Raw genomic sequence first — 15741 nt, forward strand, 5'->3', positions numbered from 1 at the left:
CACCCCCGCGGGTCGTCAGCCCTTGGTGGCGCCGGCGAGGAGGCCGCGGACGAAGAACCTCTGGAGGGAGAAGAACACGATGAGCGGCACGATGATCGAGATGAACGCGCCGGCCGTGAGCAGCTCCCACGACTGGCCGTAGGAGCCGGTGAGGTCCTGCAGCGCCTTCGTGATCGGCAGCCCCTGTCCGGAGGTGAAGACCGTCGCGACCAGCAGGTCGTTCCAGACCCAGAGGAACTGGAAGATGCCGAAGGAGGCGATGGCGGGGACCGAGAGCGGGAGGACGATGCGGAAGAAGATCTGGCCGTGTCCGGCGCCGTCCACTCGTGCCGCTTCGATGACCTCGCCGGGGATCTCGGAGATGAAGTTGTGGAGCATGAAGATCGCGAGCGGGAGCGCGAAGATCGTGTGCGCGATCCACACCTTCGCGTAGGAGCCGTCCAACCCGTTCACCCCGAGGCCGGGAAGGATGTAGAGCCCTCCGATGCGCAGGCCGTCCGAGAACAGCTGCAGCAGCGGCACGAGCGCCATCTGGATGGGGACGATCTGGAGCGAGAACACGAGGACGAAGAGCGTGTTGCGGCCCTTGAAGTCGATCCAGGCGAACGCGTAGGCGGCGAGGCTGGCGATCGTGATCGGGATCAGCGCCGCCGGCAGCGTGATGACGAGCGAGTTCACGAACGCCTTGCCCAGGGTCAGGCTGTCGCCCGAGTTGAGCGCGTTCGCGTAGTTGTCGAGGGTGAAGCCGGGGTTGGCGAAGATCGTCCACCAGCCGGTCGTCTTGATGTCGTTCGCGGGGCGGAACGACGAGATGAACAGGCCGAGGGTGGGGACGGTCCAGATGACGGCGATGATCAGCGCGGCGAGGGTGGCGCCGCGCGACGTCGTCGCCTTCTTGACCTTGCCGCTGGCCGCCTCGATCCTGGACTCGCCGCGGGCGAGCGCGCGCTCGGTGCTGCGGTCGACCGGAACCTGGATCGGAGTGGGCGTGACGTTCATCGGATCTCCCTCTGCTTGGCGAGCTGGCGGGCGTTGTAGACGACGATCGGGAGCACGAGCAGGAACAGGATGACCGCGAGGGCCGCGCTGTAGCCGCTGCGGGCGCCGAGCTGGAACTGGCGGACCATCTCGAACGCGAGGACCGTGGTGTCGGAGCGGCCGCCGGTCATCGCCGAGACGATGTCGAAGACCTTCAGCGACGCGATCGAGATCGTCGTGAGGACGACCACGATAGAGGAGCGGATGCCGGGGACGGTGACGTTCCAGAAGGACTGCCACGCGCTGGTGCCGTCGAGCGAGGCCGCTTCGAGCTGCTCGGAGGGGACGCCCTTGATGGCGGCGGAGAGCACCGTCATGGCGAATCCGGCCTGGGTCCAGATGAGGACGACGACGAGGAACAGCGTGTTCCACGGCTCGAGTCCCAGCCAGTCGACCGGCGGGGCGCCGAAGGCGGTGAGGATGCCGTTGAGGAGGCCGATCTGCTCGCCCTGGCGCACGTCGTAGAAGAACTTGAAGATGATCGACGCGCCGACGAACGAGATCGCCATCGGCATGAAGACCAGCAGCTTGAAGAACTTCTCGCCGCGGCTCTTGTCGATGAAGACCGCGTAAGCGAGACCGATCGCGGTCGCCGTGATGGGTGCCAGGAGCACCCAGACCACCGTGTTGAGGAAGGCGGTGATGCCGTCGGGGCTGGTGAAGACCCAGATGAAGTTGTCGATGCCGGCGAATCCGGAGCCGTCGTTCTTCATGAACGCGTTGATGGCCGTCGTGATCGTCGGGTAGATCAGGCCGATGAGGATGAAGAAGGCGGCCGGTGCCATGAACGCGATGAGCTGGAGTCCGTAGCCCGCGCCTTTGCGGGACCGGAAGTCGAGCAGGAACAGCGCGCCGCCGATGACGGCGGCCACCACAGCGACCCAGAGGACGGAGTTGTAGAGGCCGAAGACCAGCAGGAGGACGACCGGCAGGACGACCGTGACCGCGAGCCGGAGGACCGTGTAGCCGGTGCCGCGGCGGGGCGCGATCTCGACGAAGAAGAGGATGAGCGCCACCACGGCCGCGAAGGCCAGGAGGATGAGCGGGATCTGCGCGAGCGGCGGGATTCCCGCCAGCCATTGGAAGAACCCCGAGATGGTGATGGGGGACATGGACGCCCTTTCGAGTGCGACTCTGGACTCAGGAGGGGCCCGGCCCCGGGATCCGTGGATCCGGGGGCCGGGCCGTCACAGCTGAGCCGCCACTCGGGAGCGGCGGCTCTGCTCCGCTGCTAGGAGGTGTAGCCGGCCTGGATCTCCTCGAGCGCCTGGTCGGTGCTCGTGCCGTCGATCCAGTCGACCATGCCCTTGAAGAAGCTGTCCGAGCCCACTGCCTTCGGCATGAGGTCGGACGCGTCGAAGCGGAACGTGGTGTCCGGGTTCTGGAGGATCGCGATGGAGTCCTTCAGGACGTCGCTGCCCGCGTTGGCCGGGTCGAGACCGGTGTTCGCGGAGATGACGCCGCCGAGGGAGACGCGGCTGTTGGCCCAGTCGGCGCTGGCCAGGTACTCCTGGACCTTCGCGGTGTCCTCGTCGTTCGAGAACGCGGCGACCATCTCGCCACCACCGGTGACGGCCTGGGCGTCGTCGGCCTTGACCGGCGGGGTGAGGAAGGCCCACACGTCGCCGTCCTCGGCCACGTTGGCGCCGGCCGAGGTCAGGAAGCCCTCGAAGAACGAGGCCTGGTGGGTCAGCGCGCAGGTGCCGTTCGCCATGTTCTGGGCGACGTCGCCGAAGGCGGTGGAGTTGATCGACTTCACATCGCCGTAGCCGGCGTTGACGAGGGTCGGGTCGAGGAGGATCGATCCGACGGAGTCGAACGCGGACTTGATGGCCGGGTCGGTGAAGGGGGTGTCGCCCGCGACCCAGGAGTCGTAGACGTCGGGGCCGGCCTCGCGGAGGACGGCGTCCTCGATCCAGTCGGTTCCGGGCCAACCGGAGGCCTCACCGGAGTTGAAGCCCGCGCACCAGGACGGTCCGCCGGTCTTCTCGGCGATCGTCTTGCCGAGCGCCTCCATCTCGTCCCACGTCGTGGGAACGGAGACGCCCCACTCCTTGAACTTGGCCGGGGAGTACCAGATGTAGCCCTTGACGGACGCCATCAGCGGCGCGCCGTACTGGGTGCCGTCGACCTGGCCGTACTTCTGCCAGTCCTCGGACCAGTTCTGCTTGACGTTGGCGAGGGCGCCCTCGGGGAGCTCCTGCACCTTGCCGGAGGCGACGGTGTCGGCGAGCAGACCCGGCTGCGGGAAGATCGCGAGGTCGGGGGTGTCGCCACCCTGGACCTTGATGCCGATCTGCTTCTCGAACTCCTTGTCGCCCGTGTACTTGATCTCGATGCCGCTCTCCTTCTCCCAGTCCGCCCAGGACTGCTCGAGAAGGGTGGCCTCGTCGCCGTTGATGGTGCCGTAGACGTTGACGACGCCGTCGGCGGTGCCGACCGTGCCGGCCGAGCTGCCGCCGCCGGCGTTCGGGTCGTTGGGGTCACTGCTGCTGGAGCAGCCCGCGAGTGCGATGCCGGCCGCTGCCAGAACGGCGACCGGGACGGTGATACGGCGGTGCAGGGATGACCGCATTCTTCCTCCTCATTGAGTGGTGGAACCAGCCGAGCAGGCCGCTCCTCGCCGATCGGGACCGGGAGGCTGTGGCGGCTCGAAGCGTGTGCCGCGACGACTCGGATGCTGGTGATGGCGATGCCAGGAGGAACTCCGAGCGAATCACCGGATTCGTGTGGGTGGGCTCCCACGGAGGGAAACCTTTCCACAAGAACGATGAAAGCACAACGCCGGTGATAGAGCGCTCTCTGAGATAACGATTCGGCGTCAGAACAGCGATCGCGGCGGCCGGGCCGGGCGGAGATCGATCTCGGCGCGACGCCCGGCCGCCGGGCGGGGTATAACTTCCTGGAACCGTTTCCAGCATCGAGGCCGGACGGTCGGGAGGAACGCCGTGCCAGGCATCGAAGAGGTGGCCGAGCTCGCAGGAGTGTCGAAGGCGACGGTCTCGCGCGCGCTCAGCGGCCGGGGCTACGTCTCCGCGGGGACGAAGCAGCGCGTCGAGCGCGCCGCGACGAGCCTGGGCTACGTCGTCTCCGCCAACGCCTCCAGCCTCGTCACCGGCCGCAGCAACAACATCGCCGTGATCATCCCGATCATCAACCAGTGGTTCTTCGCCGGGATCATCGAGGGCATCGAGCGCGCCCTGCTCGCCGCCGGCTACGACCTGCTCCTCTACAACATCGACAAGCACCTCGACGCCCGCCGGAGCGTGTTCGAGTACTACCTCGTCCGCAAGCGCGTCGACGCGATCGTCGCCGTCACGCTCGAGATCTCGCCGCACGAGACGGAGGCGCTCCTCGCCCTGGGCAAGCCCATCGTCGGCATCGGCGGCGAGCTCCCCGGCATCCCCACCTTCAGCATCGACGACGTCGCCGCCTCCCGCCTCGCCACGGAGCACCTGCTCTCCCTCGGCCACGAGCGGGTCGTCCACATCGGCGGGCTCGCGGAGGAGGAGATGGACTTCCACGTCCACACGCAGCGCCGCGACGGATTCCGCCAGGCGCTCGCGGCCGCCGGCCTCGAGCCGGGCGCGCAGGACATCGTGCCCACCACATTCGACATCCCCGGCGGGCACAGCGCCGGACGGCAGGTCCTCGGCGACCCGCGGACCCGGCCGACGGCGATCTTCGCCGCCTCCGACGAGATCGCGATCGGGATCATCCTCGCGGCGCGCGAGCTCGGCCTCTCGGTGCCCGAGGACGTCTCCGTCATCGGGATCGACGACCACCCCCTCGCCGAGCTCTTCGGTCTCAGCTCGATCCGCCAGGATCCGCGCCAGCAGGGCGAGCTCGCGGTCGCGCTGGTGCTGGACGCGCTGGCCGCCCTCGGTCGCGGCGAGCCCCCTCCCCCGGCCCGCCACACGCTGATCCCCGCCTCGCTGGTGATCCGCACCAGCACCTCGGCGCCGCGGGGGGCGAGAATCGGAGCATGAGCGACTCCGACACCCCCGCCGTCCGCGACGTCCCCGAGCGGTCCCGCTTCGTGATCGAGGTCGGCGGCACCCCGGCCGGCTTCGCCGCGTACACCCGCCAGGGCGACGAGGTGACGCTCACCCACACCGTCGTCGACGACGCGTGGGAGGGCAACGGCCTCGGGAGCATCCTCGCGCGGGCCGCGGTCACCGCGATCACGGAGGCGGGCGGCACGGTCGTCCCGCGCTGCCCCTTCGTCGCGGCCTGGCTGCGCAAGCACCCCGACGTCGACGCCCGGGTCCGCTGGCCCGAGGACTGACTCACTCCGGGGGCGTCCTGCTCCCGATCTCCTGGAGCGCCCAGGTGTTGCCGTCCGGATCGGCGAAGTACGCGTACTGCACGCCGCCCAGGTCCTGGACCTCGCTGATCTCGAGCGAGCGGCCGACGAGCTCCGCGCGAGCGGCGGCGATGTCGTCGACGACGAGGTGGAGGGAGCGGACGACGCCCTCCTCCGGACCGGGGCCCATCCCGTTGCCGACCACGATCGAGCAGGCCGAGCCGGGCGGCGTGAGCTGGACCACGCGCATCGCCGCGGAGGGCCGCACGTCGTGGTCGAGGTGGAAGCCCATCACCTCCGTGTAGAAGGCGACCGCGCGGTCGACGTCGCTGACGGGGAGGGGGACGAGCTCGAGTCGCATCTGCACGCGACCAGTGTGCCGCGCGGCGGAACCGCGCGGGAGGGGTCAGTCGCGCGGACCGACGACGAGGCGCTCGTGCATGATCTCGACGGCGCGCTCGAGGACGCGGCGGTCCTCGGGGGTGAGATCGGCGAAGATCGGCGTCAGCGCGTCGCCGAGGTCGGTCCGCCAGGCGTTCAGCGCGTCCGCGCCGGCGGGAGCCAGGCGGATCTGCCAGGCGCGCGCGTCGAGGGGATCGGCGATCCGGTCGAGCCAGCCGGTCTCGACGAGGTTCTTCACGATCTTGGTCATCGTGGGCTGCGAGACGCGGCTCTGGGAGGCGAGCTCCCCCAGGCGCATCGGGCCCATCGAGAGGAGCACCGAGAGCGTGCGCCAGACGGCCTGCGACTCCTGGTTGCCGGTCGCCTGGGCGGCGAGGCGGGTGATCCGGTGCGTCACCGAGACGAAGTCGCTCAGGAGCTCGCTGAGCGAGACCTCGCTGGGCGGGACGTCGCGGGCGGGGAGCCCGGCGAGCAGATCGTGAGCAGTCACGTTCCGATCCTAGGGGCGCGCGCCTCCAACGGCCGGGAACGACGAAGGGCGCCGCCTCCGAGGAGACGACGCCCTGCGTCTGCAGGCGTGCCTGCGTCACCCTGACGAGCGACCGGCCGGAGCCGGCACCCGCGACGGGTGAGGGGGATTACTTGACGGTGACGGTCGCGCCGGCGCCCTCGAGCTGAGCCTTGGCCTTCTCGGCGGTCTCCTTGTTGACGGCCTCGAGGACCGCCTTGGGGGCACCGTCGACGAGCGCCTTCGCCTCACCGAGGCCGAGGCTGGTGAGGGCGCGCACCTCCTTGATGACCTGGATCTTCTTCTCGCCGGCGGCCTCGAGCACGACGTCGAACTCGGTCTGCTCCTCGACCTCTTCGGCGGGGGCGGCCGGGCCGGCCACACCGGCGGCGGCGACGGGCGCCGCAGCGGTGACCTCGAAGACCTCTTCGAACTTCTTGACGAACTCCGAGAGCTCGATGAGCGTGAGCTCCTTGAAGGCCTCGATGAGCTCGTCCTGCGTGAGCTTTGCCATGATTTTTCTCCTTGTTTTTCTTTGTCTACGAACCGCGCGCGCACTGCTTCCCGGAAGGGGAAGACGTCAGCTCGCGGACTCCTGCTTCTCGCGCAGCGCCTCGACCGTGCGAACGGCCTTCGAGAGCGGAGCGTTGAACAGATATGCGGCGCCGAACAGCGAGGCCTTGAAGGCGCCGGCGAGCTTGCCGAGCAGAACTTCGCGGGACTCGAGGTCGGCGAGCTTGCCCACCTCTTCTGCGGTCAGCGGGTTACCGTCGAAGTAACCGCCCTTGACCACGAGGAGAGGGTTTGCCTTGGCGAAGGCACGCAGCGACTTCGCGACGGCGACAGGGTCGCCGTGCACGAACGCGATGGCCGAGGGGCCAGCGAGCTCGTCGTCGAAGGACGAGATACCGGCGTTGTTCGCCGCGATCTTGGTCAGCGTGTTCTTCACCACGGCGTAGGTTGCGTGCTCACTGATGTCCTTGCGCAGCGTCTTGAGCTGAGCAACAGTGAGACCGCGGTACTCGGTCAGCAGAACGGCCGTCGAGCTCTGGAACTTCTCCGTGAGTTCGGCAACCGAGGCTTCCTTGTTCGCCATGGCTACTCCTGTGAATTCTCGTGCCGGTAGCCCGAAGGCAGGCAAAGAAAAAAGCTCCGGCACAGGGGCGCGGAGCTTCGGGATCGCGGTGAGGCGGAACTGAACTCGTGCACCTGCGCGGGCAATTCGCTTCGCGAATCCTTCGTCCGGTGTCGATCCGCGGGGCCGGGGCCCTGCTCGTGCGCACACCGGAAACCGGCGGTCTTTGGCTTCGGGAAGCGTACGTCATCGCGGCGCGCGGGCGCAAGTCGAGGAGGAGGGCCCGCGCGCGGGATGCTGGAGGCATGACCGGCCCGACCTCCGACTCCGCCCGCGACGTCGACTCCGCGATCGCCTCGGTGGAGGGCGAGCTCAGCACCCTCTTCAACCGCGTGCGGGCGGCGATGCGCTCCTACGCCGAGCGTCTCCACCCGGAGCTGACGCCACTGGGCTACAAGACGATCTCGGCGCTCGAGCGCCGCGGACCCGTGCACTCGGGCGTGCTGGCCGAGCTCCTCGAGATGGACAAGTCGGCGCTCAGCCGCCAGATCACGGCGCTCGACCGCCTCGGCTTCCTCGAGCGCACCCCCGACCCGCAGGACGGCCGCGCCACGATCCTCTCGGTGACTCCGGCGACCGCCGCGCGGCTGCGCGAGATCCGCAGCTCGAACCAGGCGCTGATGCACGAGGAGCTGCGCAGCTGGGCGCTCGCCGACGTCGAGCTCTTCGCCTCTCTCCTGCACAGGATCAACGACCTTGACATCTGACGCTTAGCACCCCGTCCGTTCGGGGACAATCGCCGGACGCCGCCCGCTCGACTGCGTAGTTTCGGAGGCGATGGACCAGCACTCCTCCTCTCTCCTCCCCCACGACGTCGACGGCGCGCTCGGCTTCGCGCGCGGTCTGAGCGCCGACGCGCCCCGGCCCGGCACCGGTCGCACCGCCGAGCTGCACGGTCTCCTCGAGCGCCTGGCTCGGCACGACCTCGGCGTCGCGCGCGCGGTGGAGCCGCACCTCGACGCTCTCGCGATCCTCGGCGAGGCGGAGCTCGACCCGTCCGGACTCGGAGTCGCCGCCGACGCCGCCTGGGGGGTCTTCGCGGCCGAGGGCGGCGGGGATCCTCTGGTCGCGCGCGAGAGCGACGGCGACTGGCTGCTCGACGGAGTGAAGCCCTGGTGCTCGCTGGCCGACCGCCTCGACGCCGCCCTCGTCACCGCCCACGTCGGCGACGCCTCCGGCGAGCGCCGCCTCTTCGCGGTGGCGCTGCGCGACGGGACGGCGACGCCGGAGCAGGACGCCTGGCACGCGCGGGGCCTGACGGAGGTGCCCAGCGGACCGGTCCGCTTCTCCGGCACCCGCGCCGTCCCCGTGGGCGACGCCGGCTGGTACCTCTCGCGGCCCGGCTTCGCCTGGGGCGGCATCGGCGTCGCCGCCTGCTGGCACGGCGGAGCCCTCGGAGTCGCGGCGGCCGTCGCGACGGCGGCAGCCCGACGCGAGGACCCGCACCTCCTGGCCCACCTCGGAGCGATCGACACGGCGCTCTCCGCGTCGCGCCGGGCGCTGGACGAGGCCGCCGCGGCGGTCGACGCGGGCGAGGCCGACGGCCCCCGCGGCTCACTGCTCGCCAAGCGCGTGCGGGCGAGCGTCGCCGGAGCGGTCGAGGAGATCCTGCTCCGCGCCGGCCGCGCGCTCGGCCCGGCTCCGCTCGCCCTCGACGCCGAGCACGCCAAGCGCGTCGCCGACCTCGCGCTCTACGTCCGCCAGCACCACGCCGAGCGCGACGACGCCGCTCTCGGCCGCGCCGTGCTCGCCTCGGGCGAGGCGGCCTCCTGGTGAGCCGGCCCTTCGACGGGCGGCTCGAGGGCACTCCTCTCGAGCGCTGGAGCGCGGACGGCCGCCGCGACCGCCTCCCGGAGCTGACCCTGCCCGACGGGATCCGGCGCGTCCTGGTTGTCGTCGCGCACGCCGACGACGAGACCCTCGGCTGCGGCGGCACCATCGCGCTCGCGCGTCGGCGCGGGATCGCGGTCGACGTCGTCGTCGTGACCGACGGAGCCGCGGCCCACGGGGAGCGGGACGCGGACCTCGCTGCCGAGCGCCGGCGGGAGGCCTCGGACGCCCTGGCGGAGCTCGGCCCCGGCATCGGGCTCGCCTTCCTCGACGTGCCGGACTCGGCGACCCCGGAGCACCACGAGCGCATCGCACGCGAGGTGCGCGAGCGGGCGGCCGGCGCCCCCGGGACCGTCCTGCTCCTCTCCACCTGGACCGGGGACGGGCACCGGGACCACCGCGTGGTCGGCGAGATCTGCGCGGAGGTCGCGCGCGAGCGCGGGCAGCCGCTGCTCGCCGCGCCGATCTGGCTGTGGCACTGGGCGGACCCGGGGGACCCCGAGGTGCCGTGGGGCGATCTCGTGCGCCTGCCGCTCGACGACGAGCTGCTCGAGCGGACCCGCCGCGCCCGCTCCCGCTACCCCAGCCAGACCCGCCCCGCGCCCGACGGGACCGGTCCGGTGCTCCATCCGCTCTTCCTGCGCACCTTCACCGGGGACGACCGGCTGGTGAGGATCGCATGAGCTACTTCGACGAGCTGTACGCCCGCCACGAGGACCCGTGGGGGTACACGAGCCGCTGGTACGAGCAGCGCAAGCGCGCCCTGACCCTCGCGAGCCTGCCGGAGCAGCGCTACGGCTCCGTGCTGGAGATCGGCGCCTCGATCGGCGTGCTGGCCGAGGCGCTGGCCGACCGGGCCGACCGCCTGCTGGCGATCGACGTGTCGAGCGCCGCCGTCGAGCGCGCCGCCCGCCGCCTCGCTCCGCTCGAGCACGTGCGGGTCGAGCACCACGACATCACCCGCGGCGTGCCGGAGGGTCCGTTCGACCTGGTCGTGCTCTCGGAGGTCGGCTACTACCTCGGCGACGCCCTCCCCGGCGTGCTGCGCACCATCCGCGACGCCCTCGCCCCCGCGGGGGAGCTCGTCACCGTGCACTGGCGGCATCCGATCGAGGGGCTCGCTCTGGACGGCGACGCCGTGCAGTCCGCCGTGGCCGAGCTGGGCCTGCACCGCCTCGCCCGCCACGAGGAGGAGGACGTCCTGCTCGAGGTCCACGCCCGCGACTCCCGCTCGGTCGCCCGCCGGATGGGGCTGGTGTGAGCCGGCTCGCGCAGGTGCTGGTCGTCGTCCCGGCCCTCGACGAGGAGGAGCGGATCGGCGGCCTGATCGCCTCCGTCCGGGCGAGCGCGACCCACCTCGCCCACCGGGCGCCCGGAATCGGGATGCGCCTCGTGGTCGCCGCGGACGGCTGCTCCGACGCGACCGGCGAGCGGGCCCGCGCCGCCGGCGCCGAGGTGCTGGAGCTCGCCCGCTGCGGAGTCGGCGCCGCCCGCTCCGCCGGGATCGCGCACGCCCTCTCCTCCGTCACCGCTCCGCTCGAGCAGGTGTGGATCGCCAACACCGACGCCGACACCGTGGTCCCCCGCGACTGGCTGGCCGCCCACGTCGAGCACGCCCGACGGCACGACGCGCTGCTCGGCACGGTCCGGCCCGACCCGGCCGACCTCTCCCCCGGCGCCTACTCGCGCTGGCGCGACGTCCGCGCGCGGGAGGAGTCGATCGGCAGCATCCACGGCGCGAACCTCGGCGTCCGCGCGAGCGCATACCTCGCGGCGGGCGGCTTCGGCCGGGAGCCGCTGCACGAGGACGTCCTGCTCGTCGAGCGGCTGCGCGCGAGCGGCGCCCGGGTCGGAGCGACGGACCGCGGCGAGGTGGTCACCTCCGGCCGCCGCGACAACCGGGTCGAGGGCGGCTACGGCCACTACCTCCACGCTCGCTTCCCGTCCGAGACGTCTCCGGCCTGCGGCTGAATCGGGTACACGCGCACGCGGAACACGATGCGAGGGGTCCCTGTCAATGGTCGGGCCGTGGTTTGTCACGGATTGCGCAGGAGAGTCAAATGGGTGTCGAGCACGACCCGGTGCTCTCCGATGGAAGGGTCACTGCATGAATCCCCGCCTCGTCCTGCTGGCACTGGTCGCCTTCACCGCCTACGTGTTCGGCTCCCGCGCCGGCCGTGGCCGCTACGAAGAGCTGCGCCACCTCGCACTCGGCGTGTGGAACGACCCGGCCACGAAGAAGACCCGCAAGAAGCTCAAGAAGACCTCCAAGCGCGAGGCCAAGCAGCTCACCGCCATCGCGAGCAAGGCTCGCGACAAGGTGCAGCGCCGCCTCCGCTGACCCCCGCTTCCACGACTCACAGGACACCGGCCCGCCGGTGTCTCCGCTCGCATCGGAACGGCCGATCGAGCACGAACTGAAGGAGAAACATCATGGGCATCATCAGCTGGATCATCCTCGGCCTCATCGCCGGGGCGCTCGCCAAGCTCATCCTCCCGGGCAAGCAGGGCGGCGGATGGATCATCACGATCGTCCTCGGCATCGTGGGCGCGCTGCTCGGCGGCTTCCTCAGCACGCTGTTCGGCATCCAGGACGCCGTCAACGGCATCAACATCGTGAGCATCATCGTCTCCGTCGTCGGTGCGATCGTCGTCCTCCTCATCTACGGCGCGATCGTCGGCCGCAAGTCCCGCGCGTAAGTCGCGCTTCTCGAAGGCCCCCGGCATCCGTGCCGGGGGCCTTCGGCGTTCCCGGGAGGGCACACCGGTGGTTCGGGGGATCCGACTCCTCCTCCGCGGGGAAGCTGGATGTCCGCCGAGCGCGCAAGGGGTTGATGCTGGGAGCCGCAGGCGATGGACTGGAGGCACGACGGCGCGGCTCCACTGCGCCCTCGCCCCGACGAAAGGACGTACTCGCTCATGAGCGACGACACCGCAACGGTCCCCACGATCACCCTGAACAACGGCGTGGAGATCCCGCAGCTGGGCTTCGGCGTGTTCCAGATCGACCCGGCCGAGACCAAGGACGCGACCCTGGCGGCCCTCGAGGTCGGCTACCGCCACATCGACACCGCCGAGATGTACGGCAACGAGGCGGGCGTCGGCGAGGCCGTCCGCGCCTCCGGCCTCGACCGCTCCGAGGTCTTCGTGACCAGCAAGCTCAACAACGGCTTCCACGCCCGCGAGGACGCTCTCGCCGCGATCGACGTCACCCTCGGCGAGCTGAAGTTCGACTACGTCGATCTGTTCCTCATCCACTGGCCGCTCCCGAACGTGGGCGACTACCTGGAGACCTGGAAGGCGATGGAGGAGATCTACCGCAGCGGCAAGGCGAAGGCAATTGGCGTCTCCAACTTCCAGACCAACCACCTCAACCGGCTCCGCGCCGAGGCGACCATCGTCCCGGCCGTGAACCAGATCGAGGTGCATCCCTACCTCGTGCAGCAGGAGCTCCGCGCCTACGGCACCGAGCACGGCATCGCGACCGAGGCCTGGTCGCCGATCGCGCAGGGCCTCGTCCTCGACGACGACACCATCACCCGCATCGCGCGCAACGTCGACCGCAGCCCGGCGCAGGTCGTGCTCCGCTGGCACATCCAGCGCGGCGACATCGTCTTCCCGAAGTCGGTCACCCGCAAGCGCGTGGAGGAGAACTTCGCCCTCTTCGACTTCGAGCTCGACGACGAGGCGATGACCGACATCACGGCGCTCGACCGCGGCCACCGCACCGGCCCCGACCCCGACACCTTCAACTACATCCCGAGCTGATCCTCGGCTCCACGGAGCGCGCCCGGCCTGCAGTCATCCTGCGGACCGGGCGCGCTCGTGCGTGGGGCGGCGAGCCGAGCCGCGCACGAACAGGGCGGGTCTCGAGACGCCGCGCTGCCGCTCCTCGACCGGCACGGTCACAGGCCGACCGCACCCCTGCTGATCGAGGAGCGGGCGCAGCCCGCGTATCGGGATCCACCCCACCGACGAGCAGCGCGGATCCCGATGCGCCGGGCCCGCGGGTCAGCCCTGCTGCGAGTCGCGCCAGGAGTGCTCGGGGGCGTAGCCGAGGACCTCGCGGGCGTGGTCGATCGAGAGCAGGGTGCCGGTGGTCCCGAGGTCGCCGCGCAGCTCGACTCCGGGGAACACCTCGGCCACCAGCTCGGCGTTGGGGCGCGTCATCACGGTGTCGGCCGCGGCGATGATGAAGCGGTCGAACCCGGTCGTCTCGGCGAGCAGCGCCTTCTCGACCGCCTGCGCTCCGTCGCGTCCGTCGATGTAGCCCCAGAGGTTCCACTTGCGCAGCAGCGCGTCGGAGTCGAACGACGGGAACTCGGCGTAGTCGGCCTCGTCCATGACGTTCGAGAAGCGCAGGCCCGTGATCTTCAGGTCCGGGTGCCAGCGGCACAGCTCGATCGCCATCTGCTCCTCGAGGTGCTTGGTGAGCGAGTAGACCGACTCCGGGCGCGCCGGGTACTGCTCGTCGACCGGGATGTAGGGCGGCGGGACGTCGAAGGGCAGGCCCAGCACGGTCTCGCTGGAGGCGTAGACGACGTTGCGGATGCCGGCACGGATCGCTCCGTGAAAGGCGTTGAACGTCGCGATCATGTTGTTGTGGAACGTGGCGACGTCGGGCACGAGGCCCGGCGCGGGGATCGCGGCGAGGTGCACGAGCGCGTCGATGCCCTCGTACTGGTCGTTCACCGACTGCAGCGCGTCCACGACCTGGCCGTAGTCGGCGATGTCGATGCGGACGAAGCCCGCGCCGCGGTCCCCCGCGCGGTCCAGGTTGAAGACCTCGTGCCCGGAGGCGCGGAGGCGGGTGACGACGTGGCGGCCGAGCTTGCCGGATCCACCGGTGACTGCGATTCTCATGCTCGAACGCTAACGGGCCCGCGGCGGGGGCGGCGAGGGGTGGCGGATCAGCCGCGCGAGTGGAGCGAGATCGCGCCGCCGACCTCGGGCGTCGTCTCGTCGGCGACGAGCTCCGTCCAGCGGCGCAGCACGGCGGCGCCGGCCGCATCGTTCACGGCTCCGTCGACGACGAGGACCGGGTAGGGCTTGTCGGGCACGCCCTCCGCGGGCCGCACGTCGACGTGGGCGACGTCGTAGGCGTGCTCGAACAGCCAGTCGGCCATCGCGTAGTCGCTCCGGGAGTCGCCGACCGTGCGCCAGCGCTGCGGGATCGCGCCGGTCGCTCCGAGCAGCTCCACGGCGCGCTGGGCGCCGAGGTCCTTGCCGAGCCGGTTCGACTCGATGTCGGTCGAGATGACGGTCGGGTCGATGCGGAAGTCGACCGTCCCCTCCTCGTTCGGGTACCGGATGCCGCGGCGCTCGACTCCGAGGCCCGCGGCGGTCATGATCTGCAGAGCGTCGGCGTCGAAGACGAGCTGGCGCTCGAGGTAGTCCTCGCTCGGCAGGTCGACCAGCTGCTCGGCCGAGACCATGGCGCGCTTGGTCTCGTCGAAGAAGACCAGGTCGTCGTAGTCGGAGCGGATCATCCGCTCGAGGTCGCGGGCCACCGGCTCGGGGATCGCGAGCGACTCGTCGACGATCGGCTCCGAGGTGCCGCGGTAGTCGACGGTGAACCAGACGGCGCCCTTCTCGCAGACGCACACGATGCGGGCCTCGGCCGAGACGCCGCGCTCGAGGAGCGCGGGCAGGACCCGCTCGCGCAGGAACGCGTCGGAGCGGCCCGTGTTGAACACGATCGGGATGCCGGCGTTGGCCAGGGTGACGAGGTCGTCGGCGATCTCGGGGATCGAGATCGTGCGCGTGACGGGGCTCGCGATGGGCCCGTCGACGTCGAGGAGCAGGCCGAGCGGAGGGGGTGTGGAGGTCATCGTGTCCCATTCTGCCGTGCCGGGGTCGCTCGATGCCTCCGTGACCGCCTCCGCGCGGGCGGAGCGGTTCAGGAGGCGGGGATGACGAGGGTGCGCTGGGCGGTGGTGCCGTCGGGAGCGAGGACGGCGAGGGTGATCAGGGTCTCGGAGTCGCGGCAGTCGGCGGTGACGGCGGCGTAGCCGGACGCCGCGAGGTCGACGGGCTCGCCCGCGCTCGCATCGGTGGTGCCGACAGCCAGGCGGGCGGTGGCGCCTCCGCTCGTCTCCCACGACAGGGCGAGCGGGACGGAGGCGGTGCGGTCGCCCTCGCAGTCGACGGAGGCGGGGGTGGAGGCGAAGGAGACGATGGCGGGAGGAGCGTCGGATCCGGTGCCCGGCTCGGTGCCGGACGGAGCGGCGGAGGCCGTCGGTGCGGGGGCGGCGGCGCCGTCGGCCGCCTCCGCGGAGCCGGGAGCGGCGGACGTCGCCGGAGCGGTCCCGGACGACGCCGAGGACGGGCCCGCGGACGCCGTGGCTGCGCCGGGCGCTCCCCCGCCGGCGGGCCGGACGAGCAGCACGATCGCGAGGACGACGGCGACGAGTCCGAGGGCGGCGAGGACGATCCCGGTGGTGCGGGCGGAGCGGGACGGCATCGGTCCTCCTGGGACGGGACGGGACGGGACGGGACGGAAGAGACGGGGCGGGACAGGGG

At 71.0% G+C, this 15741-nt stretch carries 20 protein-coding genes; 10 read left to right on the forward strand and 10 right to left on the reverse strand.

What is annotated here, in order from left to right; all coding sequences use genetic code 11:
- Nucleotides 1–15 precede the first annotated feature (15 nt).
- The 3 genes from C5D50_RS00005 to C5D50_RS00015 all read right to left on the reverse strand — a co-directional run bounded on the left by C5D50_RS00005 (nt 16) and on the right by C5D50_RS00015 (nt 3613).
- Nucleotides 16–999, reverse strand: a complete 984-nt coding sequence (locus C5D50_RS00005; protein WP_104288913.1) for a carbohydrate ABC transporter permease — start codon at nt 997–999, stop codon at nt 16–18.
- Nucleotides 996–2150 carry a carbohydrate ABC transporter permease gene (locus C5D50_RS00010; RefSeq protein ID WP_181137251.1) on the reverse strand — a complete coding sequence of 385 codons (1155 nt, stop codon included), beginning with the start codon at nt 2148–2150 and terminating at the stop codon, nt 996–998. Before C5D50_RS00010 ends, C5D50_RS00005 begins: the two co-directional genes overlap by 4 nt.
- 119 nt (nt 2151–2269) lie before the next feature.
- The gene (locus C5D50_RS00015) at nt 2270–3613 is read right to left on the reverse strand and encodes an ABC transporter substrate-binding protein (RefSeq protein WP_104227181.1); all 1344 of its coding nucleotides are present in this window, start codon (nt 3611–3613) and stop codon (nt 2270–2272) included.
- Nucleotides 3614–3986: 373 nt separating this feature from the next.
- Here C5D50_RS00015 and C5D50_RS00020 point away from each other — a divergent pair, with 373 nt between their 5' ends.
- Together C5D50_RS00020 and C5D50_RS00025 are read left to right on the forward strand one after the other, a co-directional pair.
- The gene (locus tag C5D50_RS00020) at nt 3987–5027 is read left to right on the forward strand and encodes a LacI family DNA-binding transcriptional regulator (RefSeq protein WP_104224337.1); all 1041 of its coding nucleotides are present in this window, start codon (nt 3987–3989) and stop codon (nt 5025–5027) included.
- The gene (locus tag C5D50_RS00025; protein WP_104282393.1) at nt 5024–5326 is read left to right on the forward strand and encodes a GNAT family N-acetyltransferase; all 303 of its coding nucleotides are present in this window, start codon (nt 5024–5026) and stop codon (nt 5324–5326) included. Before C5D50_RS00020 ends, C5D50_RS00025 begins: the two co-directional genes overlap by 4 nt.
- A 1-nt stretch (nt 5327) precedes the next feature.
- Here the strand turns inward: C5D50_RS00025 and C5D50_RS00030 are convergent, their stop codons facing one another.
- The 4 genes from C5D50_RS00030 to rplJ all read right to left on the reverse strand — a co-directional run bounded on the left by C5D50_RS00030 (nt 5328) and on the right by rplJ (nt 7350).
- Nucleotides 5328–5711, reverse strand: a complete 384-nt coding sequence (locus C5D50_RS00030; RefSeq protein ID WP_181137252.1) for a VOC family protein — start codon at nt 5709–5711, stop codon at nt 5328–5330.
- A 39-nt stretch (nt 5712–5750) separates the two neighbouring features.
- Entirely contained in the window at nt 5751–6236 is a 486-nt protein-coding gene (locus C5D50_RS00035) for a MarR family winged helix-turn-helix transcriptional regulator (RefSeq protein ID WP_244229591.1), read from the reverse strand.
- A 148-nt stretch (nt 6237–6384) separates the two neighbouring features.
- Nucleotides 6385–6768, reverse strand: a complete 384-nt coding sequence (gene rplL / locus C5D50_RS00040) for a 50S ribosomal protein L7/L12 (protein ID WP_104224335.1) — start codon at nt 6766–6768, stop codon at nt 6385–6387.
- Between the two features lie 66 nt (nt 6769–6834).
- Nucleotides 6835–7350, reverse strand: coding sequence for a 50S ribosomal protein L10 (gene rplJ / locus C5D50_RS00045; protein ID WP_055791018.1), 516 nt, complete (start codon nt 7348–7350; stop codon nt 6835–6837).
- A 284-nt stretch (nt 7351–7634) separates the two neighbouring features.
- On the opposite strand from rplJ, the gene C5D50_RS00050 reads away from it, so the two are divergent.
- The 8 genes from C5D50_RS00050 to C5D50_RS00085 all read left to right on the forward strand — a co-directional run bounded on the left by C5D50_RS00050 (nt 7635) and on the right by C5D50_RS00085 (nt 12987).
- Nucleotides 7635–8096 (forward strand): MarR family winged helix-turn-helix transcriptional regulator, encoded by a 462-nt coding sequence (locus tag C5D50_RS00050; RefSeq protein WP_104282395.1) that lies wholly within the window; start codon nt 7635–7637, stop codon nt 8094–8096.
- Nucleotides 8097–8166: 70 nt separating this feature from the next.
- The gene (locus C5D50_RS16390; RefSeq protein ID WP_219814673.1) at nt 8167–9165 is read left to right on the forward strand and encodes an acyl-CoA dehydrogenase; all 999 of its coding nucleotides are present in this window, start codon (nt 8167–8169) and stop codon (nt 9163–9165) included.
- Nucleotides 9162–9902: a PIG-L deacetylase family protein gene (locus C5D50_RS16395; RefSeq protein WP_181137253.1), complete on the forward strand. Its 741-nt coding sequence runs from the start codon at nt 9162–9164 to the stop codon at nt 9900–9902. Before C5D50_RS16390 ends, C5D50_RS16395 begins: the two co-directional genes overlap by 4 nt.
- Entirely contained in the window at nt 9899–10480 is a 582-nt protein-coding gene (locus C5D50_RS00065) for a class I SAM-dependent methyltransferase (RefSeq protein ID WP_104282396.1), read from the forward strand. The genes C5D50_RS16395 and C5D50_RS00065 overlap by 4 nt, the downstream gene beginning before the upstream one ends.
- On the forward strand, nt 10477–11190 hold the full coding sequence (locus C5D50_RS00070; protein WP_104282397.1) for a glycosyltransferase family 2 protein: 714 nt from the start codon (nt 10477–10479) through the stop codon (nt 11188–11190). The genes C5D50_RS00065 and C5D50_RS00070 overlap by 4 nt, the downstream gene beginning before the upstream one ends.
- A gap of 136 nt (nt 11191–11326) precedes the next feature.
- A complete protein-coding gene (locus C5D50_RS00075; RefSeq protein WP_104227476.1) occupies nt 11327–11560 on the forward strand; it encodes a hypothetical protein in 234 nt (77 codons plus the stop codon).
- 92 nt (nt 11561–11652) lie between these two features.
- Nucleotides 11653–11919, forward strand: a complete 267-nt coding sequence (locus C5D50_RS00080) for a GlsB/YeaQ/YmgE family stress response membrane protein (protein ID WP_104224330.1) — start codon at nt 11653–11655, stop codon at nt 11917–11919.
- A gap of 219 nt (nt 11920–12138) precedes the next feature.
- On the forward strand, nt 12139–12987 hold the full coding sequence (locus tag C5D50_RS00085; RefSeq protein ID WP_104224329.1) for an aldo/keto reductase: 849 nt from the start codon (nt 12139–12141) through the stop codon (nt 12985–12987).
- 243 nt (nt 12988–13230) lie between these two features.
- Here C5D50_RS00085 and C5D50_RS00090 read toward each other — a convergent pair whose 3' ends face one another.
- The 3 genes from C5D50_RS00090 to C5D50_RS00100 all read right to left on the reverse strand — a co-directional run bounded on the left by C5D50_RS00090 (nt 13231) and on the right by C5D50_RS00100 (nt 15682).
- A complete protein-coding gene (locus C5D50_RS00090) occupies nt 13231–14082 on the reverse strand; it encodes an NAD(P)-dependent oxidoreductase (RefSeq protein ID WP_104227477.1) in 852 nt (283 codons plus the stop codon).
- A 47-nt stretch (nt 14083–14129) separates the two neighbouring features.
- On the reverse strand, nt 14130–15050 hold the full coding sequence (locus tag C5D50_RS00095) for a hypothetical protein (protein WP_104282398.1): 921 nt from the start codon (nt 15048–15050) through the stop codon (nt 14130–14132).
- A gap of 68 nt (nt 15051–15118) precedes the next feature.
- A complete protein-coding gene (locus C5D50_RS00100) occupies nt 15119–15682 on the reverse strand; it encodes a hypothetical protein (RefSeq protein WP_104282399.1) in 564 nt (187 codons plus the stop codon).
- Nucleotides 15683–15741: the final 59 nt, after the last annotated feature.

The sequence above is a fragment of the Rathayibacter sp. RFBD1 genome (assembly GCF_002932915.1).
GTDB lineage: Bacteria > Actinomycetota > Actinomycetes > Actinomycetales > Microbacteriaceae > Rathayibacter.